Source organism: Edaphobacter sp. FHG110511_03 (genome assembly GCF_059115365.1).
Window position 1 is genome coordinate 450,275 of record NZ_JBZYWL010000004.1, and the last position, 14,995, is coordinate 465,269.

The following is a 14,995-nucleotide window of genomic DNA, read 5'->3' on the forward strand; positions in this document are numbered from 1 at the left end:
TTGTGGTTCGGCTCAAAAGGATGGGGTCATGGGTTGAGGGCGTTGGGGCGGAGTTTGCCTATACGGCCTTTCGGACCAACGACGAAGGGAAGTGAGAGAGCGTTCCAATTCTTGTCGGCGTCGGGCGGGTCTTGTACGGTGGGCTTTAGGGCGGTCCAGTTGCGGCCGTCGTCGCGGGAGATGTCGGTTCCGTTGGGGCCTACGGTGATCCAGGTTTGGGTGGCGGGGTCGTAGGCTACGGAGCTGCGGTAGCCGTGGGGTGGGGTTTGGGCAAGATGAAATTCAGAGGTTTCATCCACCGGAGAAAGATCGTCTATTACGCTGGTCCACGCTGTATAAGTTTTATCGTTCGGTTCGGTATAGTCACCGCCTACTGCTACCGTCGTTCCAGCCCTATTTTCGTCCATCGAGAAGCAACCACTTGTAGGCCGTTGTTTCAAGCTTTTCAATCGTTCTGCGGAGAGCGCCGCGTCCCACTTGAGCTTCCTCGGAGTGTGTTCCCCTGTATCGGAGGGACCAGCGCCGAGACGGATTACGCGAGGACCTCCCGAACCTCCAGTGCAGAATCTGCGATAACCGGGATTGGAGATGAGAAGCGAAGAGTTGCTGGCGGCAAAGACACTCTCGCCATTGATGTCTTCTGTGGCGTTCAGTGTCTGCCGTTCCCATCTATCTCCTCCATCTAATGTCAGCATGATGACAAAGATGTTTTTAACGGGATCGCCAAGAAGTACTCCGAAGTTGTGATCCTTTGCAGAGAACTGGATTGCGTCCCAAAAGCCATCTTTGTCGGAGTTGGTGAAGAGGAGTTTCCAGGATTTGCAGGCGTCGGTGGTTTTGTAGAGGCGGGAGAGGTCTCCTTTGCCTGAGGACATGGCGATGGCGGTGTTCCGGTCGAAGGCCTGGATTCCACGAAAGTCTAGTTTTTCGGCGTCGGGTGGCGTGGCGCAGCGCTGCCAGGTTGTGCCGTTGTCGGTGGTGCGGAGGACGGTGCCTTCGGTTCCGCTGGCCCATGCGATGCCCTTACCGATGGAGTGAATTCCACGGAGGCTGGCAGTGGTGTGGGAGTCCAAAACCTCCCACTGTCCCTGAGCGGCGGTGGTCAGGAGGAGGGACGCAACGAAAATCCAGTGGCGCATGAGGGGAAGGATAGCAGGACGTTTCCTGGAGACCTCGTCTGATTCGAAATGGAGGCATCGTTCTTTGCAGGATGCAAAAGGGCACAGGGGCGAGATTCTCTGTGAAGGAAATTGCACGGCAAGTAGGTAATTTCTTTTCCCGTAAAGAGGTGTTGTTGGGGACCTTAGAGATGAGATGTGGGTTTTGCTGGGAAATTCTTAGATCTTATGAATGGCTAACGGGTTGCTAGGGAAGCGATGTATTCGTTGTAAATTTTTTCCTCGCTGAGGAGGCTTTATGTACGTTTTGTTTCTCCCGTCCTTGGTTGCTCTCATTGTTATTGGCGGCATCACTCTGAAGGACCAATTCCGGTTCCGGGTACGATAGCTGTTTCAGAACGCGCAGAAAGGCCAAGCGCACATGGCTTTCTGCGCGTCCCCTGAGAGGACTTCTCCGTGGCTTTCAGGAGTGATTGTCATTCCTGACGGGCGAGCGTGAAGGTGGCGGAGGAACGACACCGGGGGAAAGCAAGAGCATCAAGACAATTCCTACTGTAGGAACGAGCAGACCTGCCCGCAGGCCGCCGAAGTGAGTGGAGACGACTCCAGTGAGCCAGGGAAGCGTGGCTCCCCCGAGAGAGGCGGAGGCAAAGAGCCGACCGAGACGGGGATGGTTTGGCGTTCGCGCGAGCAGGAAGGCGACGATGAGAGGGTAAAGAGGGCCGATTGCGGCTCCGTTGAGAACTGTGGTGGCGAGAACGACTGCGGATGACGGATGCGGCAGGAGAATGATTCCGGCCTGGGTAAAAAGAAGGATCGCAAGCGAGACGCGGTAGAGCATAGCCTCGGAGATGCGGTACAGAAGAGTTGCCATGGCGAGGCGGCTGAGCAGTTCAGAGAGCCAATAAAGAAAGGCAATTGTAGACGCAGCGGTGGTGGGGTCGTTGCGAACGGCGAAGCTGGGGAGCCAGCCGCCGAGCGAGTTCTCATTGCCGATGTAGAGGAGCATGGATACGGCAAAGAGAAGGAGAGGCAGGAGGGGCCTCGGAGGTTGCAGGTCTGTGGTCCTGTCCGAACTTTCTGAATTGCTGGTGAGGCTGCGGGGCAGGGTCGCGGCAAAGAGACCGCCGATGATGACGATCCCTGCGGTTACAAGAAAGAAGAGGCGGCTGTTCGAAGCTCCGCAGAGGTGGGCGAGTGCGGGGCAGGCGATGGCTCCAATGCTCCAGCTAACGTTGAAGAGAGCCAGACTGCGTGCGCGGTGACTGGTGGCGGTTCCAGCAACGACATTTCCGGCGGTGAGGCCGGCGGAGATTCCAAAGCCAGCGGTAAAGAACGCGAGGTGAGCGGCAGGGAAGCCGGTCCAGGCGAGTGAGGCGGTTCCGGCCGCGCTGAGAGTAGCACCGCCAAGCAGACTTAAGCGGAGATTGCGGGTCGCGAACCATGCTCCAGCAAGCTGGCCAAGGAAGGATGCGGTGAAGAGGGTTCCGGCTTGCGAGTCCTGAATATGCCAGCGCGCGATGAGTGCAGGAAGGAGGGGGCCCAGCATGACTGTGACGAGACCCCACGCGGCTGTACAGGCGAAGAGAGGCGCTAACCTGCGCCAGAGGGCGAGAACGGAGGGTGTATCAGAGGAGCGATTGGGGATTGAGGACATCCGGGATTCGAGGGTAACAGGTTGGTTCGAGCCTTCGCTCCAAGGCTTACCTTTAGGTTACAGTGCCTTTGCGATGCGGCTTTGCGGCCTGGGCGCTGGCGGTGGATTCACGAACGATGAGCTCGGGTGTGAACCAGACGGTGTTGGCGAACGGCTGGTCGGGAGTCTGGATGCGCTTGATGAGAAGCTCAGCGGCAGTGCTTCCCATCTTGTGCAGTGGCTGGCGGACGGTGGTCAGCCGAGGGTTGGTGTACTCGGCGACGAGGATGTCGTCGAAGCCGATGACGGAGATATCCCGGGGGCAGGAGAGGCCAGCGTCTTCAATGGCCCGTATGGCGCCGATCGCGGCGGTGTCGTTAAAGCAAAAGATCGCGGTGAAGTCGTGGGTTCGGACGAGGAGGTCCCGGACAGGCGGATAGCCGAGTTCAGGGGACCATGAATTTTTTTCGAGGTAGATGCAGAGCTCGGGGTGGATGGTGATCCCGATCTCCTGGGCGATAGCGTTGATGGCTTGCCAGCGGGACTCGGAATCAAGAGAGAAAGCCTGGCCTTTCATGAAGGCGATGCGGCGGTGACCAAGTTCGTAGAGGTGGCGAAGAGCGAGGCGTGTGGCGCGATCGTGGTCGAGCACGACGTTTGTAACGCCGGGAGTGCTGATGTGGGAGGAGACGCCGACCGCCGGAAGGGGAACGCGCTTGGGCAGTTCTGTATTGACGAGCAGGAGGCCGTCGACGGCGCGGCTGATGAGGAGGTCAGGATATTCCTCGAGAAGATCGGGACGGCAGAGATGGCTGACCGTGAAGTAGAGGTAGCCGGCTTGCAGAAGATATTCTTCGACTCCCAGCATGAGGCCGGTGAAGTAGCCTTCGCTGAGCTCGGGAACGACGACGCCAACGGTATTGGTAAGCCGGGTGCGAAGCATGCGCGCGTGCACGTTGGGACGATACTCAAACTTCTTTGCCGCCTCGAGGACGCGCTGGCGGGTCACCGGGGAGATGGATTTAGCCACAGGGGAGTTGTTGAGGACGATGGAGACGGTCGCAGGGGAAAGGTCAAGATACTCGGCGAGGATCTTGAGGGTGACGGGTTTGCTCGCGTCGGGAACCTGCTTTTTTCTGGCTGCCATGAAACTCCGGTAGTGCGGTTTCTAGAATGGAACAGTTTTACACTGTCGAGATTGGTGAATGGAATATCCAGATTGCGAAGAGATGACCGCGCTGCTGGAAATGTGACGGATGACCTATGGGAGCGATTTCCACGATGAGGCATGAGGATATTCGATACCGAAGCTACGACCGACACGATCTGGAGGCGATGGTGGAGCTGGACGAGGCGTGTTTTGCGACACCGTTCCGGTTCAGCGAAAGAGCTATGCGGAGGTTTGTCGAGGCGAAGAATGCGTGGGTGGTTGTTGCCGAAGAAGGCGGCCAGCTCGCGGGATTCTGCATTGTGCATCAGGAGGAAGCTGAGGGCGCAGAGGTCGGCTATGTTGTGACCATCGATGTGGATGAGCAGTGGCGGGGACGCGGTGTTGGGGAAGAGATGCTGTCACGCGGGGAGGCATGGGTTCGCAGCTGGAAGGGAGCTGGAATGATGCTGCATGTGTTCGTGAAGAATGATGGTGCGGTGCGTTTTTACGAACGCATGCAGTACGGGCGAGTGGGGCTGCAGGAAGGTTTTTACGGCACCGGGCTGGATGCAGCGCTCTATTGGAAGGAGCTTGATTTCAGGGGAGTTTGAGGGGCTTGTCCGCATGAATGACTCAGATGCTAATGATTGGCAATTGCCTTTGTTTTCACTGGCCCGAGATAACGATCCAGCCAGTTAAGCGTTTCGTTCATCCAAAATCCCACTGGGGGCACATGTCCCGACTCGAACTGCACGTAGCGCTTATTCCAGTCGCCGCTGCCGAGCAATTGAAACATTGGCTGCTGGGCCGTTGCGGGGGGCTTAACAAAGTCGTATCTTCCCCCAAACATCAGAACAGGTACGCGGACGTGCGGTGCAAAGTTAAGGATGTCAATCTCTGGAGCTACCCTTTGCTGGTACAGGCCACCGCCAACCAGGACGCCGGCTTTTAGTCGGGGATCGAGGGCGAGGAGAACCGGGCCCATCGTTCCGCCCCAGCTGAATCCGTAGTAACCCAGCCGTGCAATTTGAATGTCAGAACGTGTTTCCAGATAGTCTACTGAGCGTGAGGCGTCCTTTGCGAATTGGATCATGCATTCGCGGTAGACATCAGGGCGCTCCAGGTTGCCAACATGCCGCTCGAATGTCCCCTTGTATATCGGATAAAGTACAGCGCGTCCGCTTCGTATTAGAAAGTCGAATTCATTGGATCCTGCTCCGGTCACGCTGCTGCGCAGGAACTGGGCGTATCCCCCGGGGACCCAGAGGACAGTCTGGTAAGGAGGATCAACGTTCTTAGGCAAGAACAGATAAGCGGGTATTCGCTCGCCGCCATACGCAGCGGCATAGCTAATTGTTTCTTTTCGCCAGATCTCGTTCGAGTCGTCGACGCTTTCCGTTTTGGCGAGAAGCGGCGTCTTTTCGTAGCTGTACATTCGTCGAATGAACTCAAAAAAAGCGTTCTTAACTGGCTTCTCGGTTGCATAGTCGCGCTCAGGAGGAGCGGGTGGCAAAAGTGCGGCAGGCGGGACAGGTGTTGGAAAGGAGGCACATCGAATGCCGAAGGTGGGAAGGCGCGAAAACGGTTCCTGCGCATCAAGATTATGAAACGCATGCATGGAGTCGTTAAATGATCCTCCGAGGATGACGCGTCGTCCACCGGCCTCGTTCTGAACCCACTCTTTGACGTTGCCAGCCATATCATAGGCACCGAAGGGAGTAATCCCAGGATTGGCTCCCACGCGCATCGGACCGTTATGTGTGAAGTTGCTGAACAGCAAAATGTCAGAGAAGAGGCCAAATCCAGCAGCTTTTTGCCAGTGGTGCATCGTTGGCAATGACTTACCCACAGACTGGCAATAGGCGGCGGCCTCAAACCAGCTGACCCCAGCGACCGGGTAGTCCGCCTGGCCTTTCGGAAAAGCTCCGAGTTCCCACAAAGCTGGGCCCTCGTGTCCGGTCCTGTCCTGGAACCCCGCGAGCGCCTGGTGCCATGAAATCTCGCGGCCATCTCTTAAGAATGGGTAAAGCCAATAGTCTCTCCTGCGATAACCGCCGGCGTTGACGAACTGCTGGAATTGGCTGTTTGTTACTTCAAATTTGTCCAGGAAGTAATCAGGCAGGGGCATGATCTTCACGGGCCCGGCCGGCGGCGCCTGCTGCGGCACGGCCACCATACCAGCCGGTATCGCACCCGTGCGGTACAAAGCTATTTTCTGATCCTGGAGAAAAAAGGTGGTCGTGCCGAATTCCAGAGGCTCCATGCCCTCCTTCGCAATCCTTATCCGCACGTTTGCCAAGGGAACGCGGACGCCCTCGAGAGGGGTTTTCCCAATAGGCTGCCATGCCATATTGGCATCCCCAAACGGTCGGATAGAGACCTTCGCACCGGGCGGCACCGTAGTCATATTCAGAGCTTGGGAAACATTTAACCAGTGCTGTTTCAATTGGGGATCGTCCGGAGCGTAGCGCAAGGCGGTTCGAGTAAGAGTGAAGGCGCCCAAGTAATCGCCCTGCAGAATCAGAGCCTGGATCTTCGGCAGCGCTTCGTCACGCGTCCAGCGCGCGCCTCGATTTTGATAGTGCAACCATGCGGCTGTCCCGATCGTCGCGATCAGAACTGAAGCAATTAAAGCGACGACATGGGGGGAAAGTGCAACCAATTGCGCGGGCCGGCTGCATTTAATGAGAGCGTTCGCGAGTTCTCCACCAGAGGAATAGCGCTGCCCCGGATCTTTTTCCAGACACCGAGAAATGACATTTCTGATCGCTAGCGGCACGTCCCGGTGCGACTCAAGGCGTTCGGTTGGAGATTCATGGATGACACGGCTCAGAATGCCGTAAGTCGAATCGCCTGGGAAGGCTCGAACTCCGGTGAACATCTCATACAACACCACGCCTGTAGAGAAAACATCTGAGCGTACGTCAACCGGCCTGCCTTCGGCCTGCTCAGGAGACATATAAGATGGAGTGCCCAGCGCCGATTCGGCCATGCCCTCATGGATACTTGGCGTACCACCGTCGCTCGACAAACTCCGACGCTCAAGCTCGGCAAGGCCGAAGTCGAGAATCTTCACGACAGCAGTTTCGTCGTTGACGATGATGTTGCCGGGCTTAATGTCGCCATGGACGATTCCCGCTGCATGGGCGGCTGCCAATGCCGAAACAATCTGATGTGAGCAGGCCAACGCCTCTTCAAGACTCAAACGTGTCTCGCGAATCAATTCAGCAAGGCTGCGGCCAGGAATGAACTCCATGACGATAAATTCGTCGCCATCAGCAGACCCCAATTCGTAAATCTGGACGACATTCGGATGATTCAGTGCGGCTGCAGCACGGGCCTCGCGCCTGAACGCCTCAGTGAAGTGCAGCTTGGAAAACTTGATCGCGACTGTGCGATTCAAACGCGTATCGCGTGCACGGAAAACCTTTCCCATGCCGCCAGCGCCCAGAAAAGCTTCGATCTCATACGATCCCACCAGTGTTCCGGCGATTAAATGGGTTGGTCTGACTTCTTCAGCCTGCCCCCAGATAGGCCGGTCCAGGCGTGAGTCGCTGCCAGGTTGATTCAGCAAAGACTGCACTTCCTCTAGAAGGTCGCGATCTCCGTCTGTGGCCTCGGTGAGAAATCGTGCACGAATCGCTGGATTGCACTCGAGCGCCGAAAAGTATAGTCGCTCGACGTCTTGCCATCGCTCCGGCAGCATAGTGGCAGAGATTATAGCAAGGGCAGAAGTGTCCCTTTAGCGATTTTCAGCCGGATCTGCTCAATTCCCGTTCAAGCCATACCCTAGCGAGTTTCCAATCCCGCATGATGGTCTGCGGTGAAGTCTTCAGCACCTCCGCTGTCTCTTCGACGCTCAGTCCCGCAAAAAATCGCAACTCGATTACTTTCGCTTTCCGCGGATCCATCTGGGCCATGCTGGTCAATGCGTCATCTAGAGCCATCAATTCCCACGGACGCCAGGCCCCTACTTCCGGGATGTCATCGAGGTGAAGGCGTATCCCGGCGCCTCCCCGCTTTACTGCGGCACACGCGCGCGCGCGATCGATTAAGATTCGCCGCATCATCTGTGCAGAGACTGCGAAGAAGTGAGCGCGATCTTGCCATCGCACATTGTGTACGTCGATTAGACGCAGGTAAGCCTCATGCACCAACGCCGTTGCCTGTAAGGAGTGATCTTGGCGCTCGTGCCGCATGTAGCCGTGTGCGATGCGGCGGAGTTCGGTGTAGATGAGGGGCGCAAGTTGCTCCAAAGCAATCGAATCGCCACCACTCCATGCCCGTAGAAGGCAGGTTATTTCATCTGACGAAGCAGACATAGCGCACCCGCGCGTGGATTATATCGATTCGATAAAGAATTTTCTGAGCGATTGTAGTTCCTCCTACCCAATCTCGCTAAAGGAGTGAAAGGTCTTCAGCCCGGCTCCTTCGCCAGGGCTGGTACTGGGAGGAGTGTGATATGTCCAAACAGTTTTGTTTCATAGTGATCACATGGTTGAGCCTTTCTTTTGGATGGGTAGCGAAACCGTTAGAAGCTCAGGGAGGAGCTTCTGACGGATTAACCTCAGAGCAGTCCGCCAGAGGTTTTGTGCTTCAAGGGAAGACTGCGGAGGCGGAGAGGGCCTATCGAATTGCTGAGAGAGCATATGCGCAGGATGGCAAGGGCGCTGATGTGTCGCGTGTTGCGAGTGAACTTGGTGATCTTTATCTCAGTTCAGGGGAGACGAAGAAGGCTCTGGAAAGCAAGATGGCCGCGCTGAAGAGATTTCAGGAAATGGGCGACGCGGACAGCACGCTTCGCAACGCGATGGCGATCGCAACGATATGTTTCGGGCAGAAGAATCTGGTGGCAGGAACGCAGTATCTCGACATCGCGCGGATCGCGGCGCAACATGCGGCTTCGATGGATGACGACGACGGTGCGACGATGGCTTCTTTAAATGGATGGGAGGCGCAACTCTCAGGTGCCCAGGAGACCGCGATCGCAGGCTTTCGAAAGGCTGTCGCATTGTGGACCGCGGCTCATGGGAGCGAGCACCCCTACACGGGGTGGGGACATCTCCTTATGGGAGATGCATTGGCCAACGCAGGAAGAGAGAGGGACGCTTTGGCGGAGTTGGAACAGGCGGTGTCCACACTGGGCAGGACAGTTCCGAAGTCCGATGCTCACTATGTGACTGCAGTCAAGGCGTATGTGCGTACCCTTCGTTTATTGGGGAGAAAGTCGGAGGCGGCTGCGGTGATTTCGACGGCCTTCAAATGAAGGCTTCAGGTTCTTCAGTAGGACCATGCCGACCGGATCTTTCGCTTGAAGTGCAACGGGCCCTGACCTGAAGGAGGTCGAAATGCAACAACGCATGCTTGCAGCAATTCGCCGTCACCGCAATCGCCGGATTACCAGCCTGCTTATGTTGTTCCTTGTGGTCGCGGCTGCTGGTGCGGCGGCTGTTTCCCACGCTTTCGGAGAAAACTACGGCGAACACTGGGTTGGAACGTGGGCAACCTCACTCCACCAACCAGATCTTCTCGCACCTGGACTCTCAAATAATGGCTTCAACAATCAGACTCTGCGGCAGATTGTGCATACGAGCATCGCTGGCCACCAAATACGCATTCGACTCTCCACCTTCGGAGCAGATAGCCTTGTCATTGGCGCGGCGCATATTGCTCTGGCGGCTGGGGGACCGGCTGTCGTACCAGGTTCGGACCGAGTTCTGACCTTCGGCGGAGAGACAACGATCACGATTCCGCCTGGATCCCCGGTCGTTAGTGACCCTATAGAACTTGATGTACCGGCGCTCTCCGACGTCGCCGTCACTATCTTCGTGCGCGGCATGACTGGACCGGCGACTTGGCATTTTGAGGCCCGACAAACCTCGTACATCTCTCCGGCAGGAGACTTCACCGCAACAGATGTTATGCCCTTGGAATCAACCGCGCAGGCTTGGTTCTGGCTTTCCGGTGTTGAGGTGAAAACATCCGGCGAAGTCGGCGCGATCGGTACCTTCGGCGACTCGACAACCGATGGTACTCATTCCACCCTGGACGCAAACCACCGCTGGCCGGACGAACTTGCAAGACGGCTTCAGCAGTCTCATCACAAGCTTGGTGTCTTGAATGCGGGACTCGCCGGCAACAGATTGCTTCATGATTCCCTCGGTCCGAACGGCCTAGCCCGGTTCGACCGCGACGTGCTAAGCCAGCCAGGATTAAGTCAGGTGATCGTGCTTTTGGGAAACGCTGACATTGGCGAAGGATGGTCCGGAGGAATTGATCCTGCCGGTGAAGTCACGGCTGATCAGATAATCCAGGGGTATAGGCAGCTTATCGAGCGTGCGCACTCGAGAGGCGTCAAAATCTACGGCGCCACTCTGTATCCATTCGAAGGTTCCGTCGTTCCGGGGACACCATTCCCTTTATTCTCACCCGAGAATGAGCAGAAGCGGCAGATGGTCAACAATTGGATCCGTACCGCAGGCGAGTACGATGGGGTGATTGATTTCGATAAGGTCCTCCGCGATCCTGACCACCCGTCTCGCCTTTTGCCTATCTACGATAGCGGTGACCACGGGCACCCCACGGACGCCGGCTACAAAGCCATGGCAAAAGCCATCGATCTGACAATGCTTAGGGACAGAGATCCTCGCTGACCCGACATCTTCTTCTAGAAATCGGTGGGATGGAAGGCCAGAAGAACGGCATTCTATCCCACCGACCTCCGAGAGGCGCTTTGCGACGCTCTTCCCCAACCTCCCACAAGCCGACTTCAAGGTATCAACTGTCGATCGAATCCTTCGCTGTGAATGGCACACCGTGCAGAGGCCCCAACTCGTCTCCCTGCTGTACCGCAGCTTCCGCGTTCTTGGCGGACTGCAATGCATCATCGGAGAGCATAACGATCGCGTTCACTTTTGGGGTTGACGGCCTCGATTGCGATCGAGGCGGGCCTCATGACACCCCCATCCAGTCGGCGACGGCTTTTCCGATTTCGTCCGGCGAATCTTCCTGAACGAAATGGATCCCCGCTACTGTCCTCTCGGTCAACGCTGGCCACCCACGAACGAGGTTGACCAGCCTATCGTTGGCGAGGATGGCACCTGGCTCAGCCTTCAGGAACAGCTTGGGCACATTGCTCGTCCCCAGCCAGTCCGCGTATTCAGTCGCGATAGCATGCACATCGGCGGGCTCACCCGCGATGGGTATTTGCCGGGGCCAGGTCAATGTCGGCCGTCGGTCTTCGCCAGGCCTGACAAACGGCCGTCGATACTCCGCCATCTCCTCGTCGGAGAGCTTGCGCAGGATGGCGTTCGGCAGAATCTCCTCGATGAAATAGTTGTCCTGCAGGACCATCGTCTCACCTGCTTCCGAACGCAAAGCCTCCAAGGCTGGACCCATTCCCATTTTGTCCCAGTGGTCCCGGCCCTGCGGCGCCACAATCGCCTCCATGAACGCGATTCCTTTCACAGCTTCGCGATGGCGATTTGCCCAATCGAAGCCGAGGGCGGAGCCCCAGTCATGGACGACGAGGGTGACTCGCTCGCGCACACCCAGGGCCTCGAGCAGGGCGTCGAGGTAGCGACGGTGCTCGACGAAGCGATACGAGCCGGGGCCACTGTCAGGCAGTTTGTCGGAGTCGCCCATCCCGATTAGGTCGGGGGCGATGCATCGGCCTAACGGCTCCAGGTGCGGCAACACGTTGCGCCATAGGTACGACGAGGTGGGATTGCCGTGCAACAGCACGATGGGGTCGCCCTGTCCCACTTCCACGTACGCCATCTCGCGCCCGAGGACCTGCTGCCGCCGTTTTTGGTACGAAAGTGTTGACGAGATCATGTTTGCTTCTCCTTCTTTCCTTCATCGGATGCTCTCGTGAGAGGCACCTGACTTGCCAAAGGCGGAGCGAGTACCATCGGGCAAGAAGTGGACGGCTAAAGTGTTCTGCTATGGAGAGATGTGTCGGCTGCTGGGAGGACCGATGCTACATTGGGCGAGACGGAAAGAGGATGGCACTTCGACACTGACGGGTTTCGGCCGCGAGTCCCGTCGCAGACTTGCTTCTCTGAAATCCTCGTACGGGTGATTGCGTCGGTCAGAATCGGAACATTACCTGCGAAAGCCACCGTATTGTCATAGACCCGTGCCGAAGCGGGCTGCGCTATCGGATGAATTCCATATCGCTGAAGTTCCGGAGATAAATTGCTTGACCGGCTCCAGGTAAGCTGAGAATCCTCCCCTTTTTTAGAGATAGATGGTGTGGCTGCTCCACATCCTGTTGAAGAGTGATTTATTGGTTCCGTCAGCGCAGATAGAATTGATAGAGCGATTGATGATGAGAATTCATGTCTAACCCCACCAGGGCCATCCTTCTCGGCCCTCTCCTGAAAGGTGTCTCCCGCTCGTTCTACCTGACGTTGCGCGTGCTGCCTAGTGGAATACGCGAGCCGATTGGCCTCGCGTATCTGTTGGCACGTGCGGCAGACACGATCGCAGACACCTCGCTCCTTCCGCCTGACACGCGGATGGAACATCTGCTGTCTTTTCGCAGTCAGGTGAACGGCCATGCCGACAGCGAAGCACTGACACGGATGACGACGGAAGTGGCAATTGTGCAGAAGGATTCAAGTGAAAAGGTCCTGCTGGAGTCGCTCGGATCTGCTATCACTATTCTGTCTCAGCTGAATAAGTCAGATCAGGAAGCGGTACGCGGCATCGTCACGACCCTTTCAGAAGGCATGGAGTTCGACCTGCGTACCTTTCCCGACGAATCGTCGGGGCGGATTGTCGCGCTCCAGGAATTCGCCGAACTTGATCTGTACACGTATATGGTCGCGGGATGTGTCGGGGAATTCTGGACAAAGATGACCTACGCGCACTCGCCAGAGAGCTTCAAAGACCCTGTCGACGTCGTATTGGGCCGTGGCATTCGGTTAGGAAAAGCACTGCAGATGACAAATGTTCTGCGGGACTGCGGCAAGGATCTGCGCATTGGCCGGTGTTATCTCCCGGCTGCGATGCTATCTAAACTCGACCTGACTCCCCAGGATCTTATGGCATCCGAGACATCTTCGCGCGCGCGACCAATCTTGTTCGAGCTTATCCGAAAGACTCTTGATCACTTCCGGCAAGGGATTGAATATACGTTGTCTCTTCCCAGGTTCTCCCTACGACTACGATTGGCCTGTCTTTGGCCGGTCCTCATTGGGTTAGAGACTCTGGTACTCCTCGTGGGCAACGATCGCTGGCTCGATCCAGCAAAAAACTCAAAAATTCGACGCGAAGATGTATATCGCATCGTTGCGTTGTCAGTGCCGGTTGTGACGTCGAACAGTCTAATCCGTCTTTGGACTGATCGATTGATAGCAAAAATCGAAGCCGCCATCAATGGTCAATAGGATCGAACACTGGATCAGCAGTGCATCTAGAGGTGTAATAATTTGGCCGTTGCCACAAATCTTGGATCGGAGTGAAAGGCATTGAAAGCTGGGTCTACATTGAGGTAAGCCATTGAGGTGGAATGCTCCTCATACGCTCGTTTCAACCAATCAAACATGGCGTCTCTTTCACCCAATTGAGCGTAGATCCGTGCTATTCCATAGGCTGGAACATAGTGACTTTTGGATCGCTGAATTAATCGATCCAGCACGTTACGAGCTTCCCTGGTGTTCCCCGATACCGCATATGCTTCACCTATGGCACATTCATAATATTGATTTCCATCGAAGCCGGAGTCTTTCGACAGTTGCAGAGCGTTCTGATATTCGGTGAGAGCCTGCTGGCTCATCCCTTTCTGCAGGTATGCATTCCCCAAGCGAAAATGAGCGCGGGCGAAATCCGGGTCTATATCGATCGCTTTTTTGATTGCGTCGATAGCATCGTCGTTCGAACCTGCGAAATAAAAAGCTAGTCCGATATCAGTGTTGATCGTAAGCGACAAGGGATCCTCCACTGCGGCTCGCCTAGCTTCTACGAGGGCTTCATTTTTTCTTCCCATCGCTGCCAAATCTACGCTGTACCAAATATGCGCAAGAGCATAGTCCGGGTTGTTCTGTAAGGCACGCTTGAATTCGTTCTCCGCAGCAATGCCGTCGAAGTCGTAGAATAGCTTCACAAACCCCAGAGTTGCATGGGCGTCCGCCAGTTCGGGATCGATCTCCAGAGCTCTGGCAGCAGCCTTCTTAGCCATGGGGAAAGAGATGTCTGGCGGTAGCACACCAAGTTGGCCGAGTAGCGCGTAGCTATCCGCAATACCGGCATAGGCTTGTGTGTAAGATGGATCGAGCGCGACCGCCTCTTGAAAATACCTGAGCCCTTTCCGAAGACCATCGGGAGTTCGCTTATTCCAAAAATAGCGACCCTTCATATATGCCTGATAGGCTTCGCCGTTTTCGGTCGGACGCTGGGTGAGATGCCTTTGTTCTTCGCCAGTCAGCTCCAGCCTGGTGGACCGTGCCACTCGTTCAGCGACAGCGTCCTCTACGGAAAAGACGTCGGTGTACCTCTCGTTGAAGACTTCGCCCCATATCCGCGCTCCGTCTCTTACACGAATCAACTGGACGGTCAAACGAAGACGGTTGCCAGCTCGTTGAATGTGACCATCGAGTACTGCATCGACTTGTTGTTCACGGCCGGCGGCGACTGGATCGTGCGAAGCACCCGCATACCTCTCCAACGCGCTCGTGGGCCGAATCACGAGCTTCCCTATGCCGCTCAACTTGGTAATGATTGCGTCCGATATGCCAAGTCCCAAGACATCGTCGTTCTTGTCGCCGATAGCAGTGAAAGGTAATACCGCCAGCGAATGAACGGGCATTGTTACTTCAGGAGAAGGCATCGATTCCTTTCGTGGAGATGCTCGCCTCACCATCAGCAGAATCGCGGCCAGTAAGGCCGCGGGAAAGATGACCCACGTCCAGCGTAGCTTCGTTCTTTCGGCTCTTCTCTTAGATCGCGGCGCAGATGGACTTCCCGGTGGCAGCGAGTCGTCCCCATCTACCGAATGCAGTTGCACCTCCGAATGTGGGTTCGATACAGGGGATAGAGCTTTTCCTTCCGTGGAACGAACTGGCTTGATCGGTGGGAGCGGTTCAG

At 56.3% G+C, this 14,995-nt stretch carries 12 protein-coding genes; 4 read left to right on the plus strand and 8 right to left on the minus strand.

What is annotated here, in order from left to right:
• Positions 1-26: 26 nt before the first annotated feature.
• The 3 genes from AC5S26_RS18785 to AC5S26_RS18795 form a co-directional block, all read right to left on the minus strand.
• Positions 27-1,139, minus strand: coding sequence for a WD40/YVTN/BNR-like repeat-containing protein (locus AC5S26_RS18785; RefSeq protein ID WP_494186457.1), 1,113 nt, complete (start codon positions 1,137-1,139; stop codon positions 27-29).
• A gap of 442 nt (positions 1,140-1,581) precedes the next feature.
• The gene (locus AC5S26_RS18790; RefSeq protein WP_494186458.1) at positions 1,582-2,775 is read right to left on the minus strand and encodes an MFS transporter; all 1,194 of its coding nucleotides are present in this window, start codon (positions 2,773-2,775) and stop codon (positions 1,582-1,584) included.
• A gap of 52 nt (positions 2,776-2,827) precedes the next feature.
• The gene (locus AC5S26_RS18795; protein WP_494186459.1) at positions 2,828-3,901 is read right to left on the minus strand and encodes a LacI family DNA-binding transcriptional regulator; all 1,074 of its coding nucleotides are present in this window, start codon (positions 3,899-3,901) and stop codon (positions 2,828-2,830) included.
• Positions 3,902-4,017: 116 nt separating this feature from the next.
• Between AC5S26_RS18795 and AC5S26_RS18800 the strand changes: the two genes are divergently transcribed.
• Positions 4,018-4,515, plus strand: a complete 498-nt coding sequence (locus AC5S26_RS18800) for a GNAT family N-acetyltransferase (RefSeq protein ID WP_494186460.1) — start codon at positions 4,018-4,020, stop codon at positions 4,513-4,515.
• A 29-nt stretch (positions 4,516-4,544) separates the two neighbouring features.
• Here AC5S26_RS18800 and AC5S26_RS18805 read toward each other — a convergent pair whose 3' ends face one another.
• Together AC5S26_RS18805 and AC5S26_RS18810 are read right to left on the minus strand one after the other, a co-directional pair.
• Complete coding sequence (locus tag AC5S26_RS18805; RefSeq protein WP_494186461.1) at positions 4,545-7,478, minus strand: bifunctional serine/threonine-protein kinase/formylglycine-generating enzyme family protein; 2,934 nt, start codon at positions 7,476-7,478, stop codon at positions 4,545-4,547.
• Positions 7,479-7,656: 178 nt separating this feature from the next.
• Positions 7,657-8,226 (minus strand): sigma-70 family RNA polymerase sigma factor, encoded by a 570-nt coding sequence (locus AC5S26_RS18810; RefSeq protein WP_494186462.1) that lies wholly within the window; start codon positions 8,224-8,226, stop codon positions 7,657-7,659.
• Positions 8,227-8,366: 140 nt separating this feature from the next.
• Between AC5S26_RS18810 and AC5S26_RS18815 the strand changes: the two genes are divergently transcribed.
• Together AC5S26_RS18815 and AC5S26_RS18820 are read left to right on the plus strand one after the other, a co-directional pair.
• Complete coding sequence (locus tag AC5S26_RS18815) at positions 8,367-9,170, plus strand: hypothetical protein (RefSeq protein ID WP_494186463.1); 804 nt, start codon at positions 8,367-8,369, stop codon at positions 9,168-9,170.
• 82 nt (positions 9,171-9,252) lie between these two features.
• Positions 9,253-10,557: an SGNH/GDSL hydrolase family protein gene (locus AC5S26_RS18820; protein ID WP_494186464.1), complete on the plus strand. Its 1,305-nt coding sequence runs from the start codon at positions 9,253-9,255 to the stop codon at positions 10,555-10,557.
• Positions 10,558-10,681: 124 nt separating this feature from the next.
• On the opposite strand, the gene AC5S26_RS18825 is transcribed toward AC5S26_RS18820, so the two are convergent.
• Both AC5S26_RS18825 and AC5S26_RS18830 read right to left on the minus strand, forming a co-directional pair.
• Positions 10,682-10,801: a hypothetical protein gene (locus AC5S26_RS18825; protein WP_494186465.1), complete on the minus strand. Its 120-nt coding sequence runs from the start codon at positions 10,799-10,801 to the stop codon at positions 10,682-10,684.
• 54 nt (positions 10,802-10,855) lie between these two features.
• Positions 10,856-11,740: a haloalkane dehalogenase gene (locus AC5S26_RS18830; protein ID WP_494186466.1), complete on the minus strand. Its 885-nt coding sequence runs from the start codon at positions 11,738-11,740 to the stop codon at positions 10,856-10,858.
• A 506-nt stretch (positions 11,741-12,246) separates the two neighbouring features.
• Here AC5S26_RS18830 and AC5S26_RS18835 point away from each other — a divergent pair.
• Positions 12,247-13,299 carry a phytoene/squalene synthase family protein gene (locus tag AC5S26_RS18835; RefSeq protein ID WP_494186467.1) on the plus strand — a complete coding sequence of 351 codons (1,053 nt, stop codon included), beginning with the start codon at positions 12,247-12,249 and terminating at the stop codon, positions 13,297-13,299.
• Positions 13,300-13,325: 26 nt separating this feature from the next.
• Here AC5S26_RS18835 and AC5S26_RS18840 read toward each other — a convergent pair whose 3' ends face one another.
• Positions 13,326-14,738: a tetratricopeptide repeat protein gene (locus AC5S26_RS18840; protein WP_494186666.1), complete on the minus strand. Its 1,413-nt coding sequence runs from the start codon at positions 14,736-14,738 to the stop codon at positions 13,326-13,328.
• Between the last annotated feature and the right edge of the window lie 257 nt (positions 14,739-14,995).

Excerpts from the sequence above, each read along its gene's own strand:
- AC5S26_RS18815 (WP_494186463.1), top strand. The coding sequence starts at position 8,367 with ATGTCCAAACAGTTTTGTTTCATAGTGATCACATGGTTGAGCCTTTCT.
- AC5S26_RS18840 (WP_494186666.1), bottom strand. The coding sequence starts at position 14,738 with ATGCCTTCTCCTGAAGTAACAATGCCCGTTCATTCGCTGGCGGTATTA.
- AC5S26_RS18795 (WP_494186459.1), bottom strand. The coding sequence starts at position 3,901 with ATGGCAGCCAGAAAAAAGCAGGTTCCCGACGCGAGCAAACCCGTCACC.
- AC5S26_RS18830 (WP_494186466.1), bottom strand. The coding sequence starts at position 11,740 with ATGATCTCGTCAACACTTTCGTACCAAAAACGGCGGCAGCAGGTCCTC.
- AC5S26_RS18785 (WP_494186457.1), bottom strand. The coding sequence starts at position 1,139 with ATGCGCCACTGGATTTTCGTTGCGTCCCTCCTCCTGACCACCGCCGCT.
- AC5S26_RS18820 (WP_494186464.1), top strand. The coding sequence starts at position 9,253 with ATGCAACAACGCATGCTTGCAGCAATTCGCCGTCACCGCAATCGCCGG.
- AC5S26_RS18790 (WP_494186458.1), bottom strand. The coding sequence starts at position 2,775 with ATGTCCTCAATCCCCAATCGCTCCTCTGATACACCCTCCGTTCTCGCC.
- AC5S26_RS18800 (WP_494186460.1), top strand. The coding sequence starts at position 4,018 with ATGGGAGCGATTTCCACGATGAGGCATGAGGATATTCGATACCGAAGC.
- AC5S26_RS18825 (WP_494186465.1), bottom strand. The coding sequence starts at position 10,801 with ATGCTCTCCGATGATGCATTGCAGTCCGCCAAGAACGCGGAAGCTGCG.
- AC5S26_RS18810 (WP_494186462.1), bottom strand. The coding sequence starts at position 8,226 with ATGTCTGCTTCGTCAGATGAAATAACCTGCCTTCTACGGGCATGGAGT.
- AC5S26_RS18835 (WP_494186467.1), top strand. The coding sequence starts at position 12,247 with ATGTCTAACCCCACCAGGGCCATCCTTCTCGGCCCTCTCCTGAAAGGT.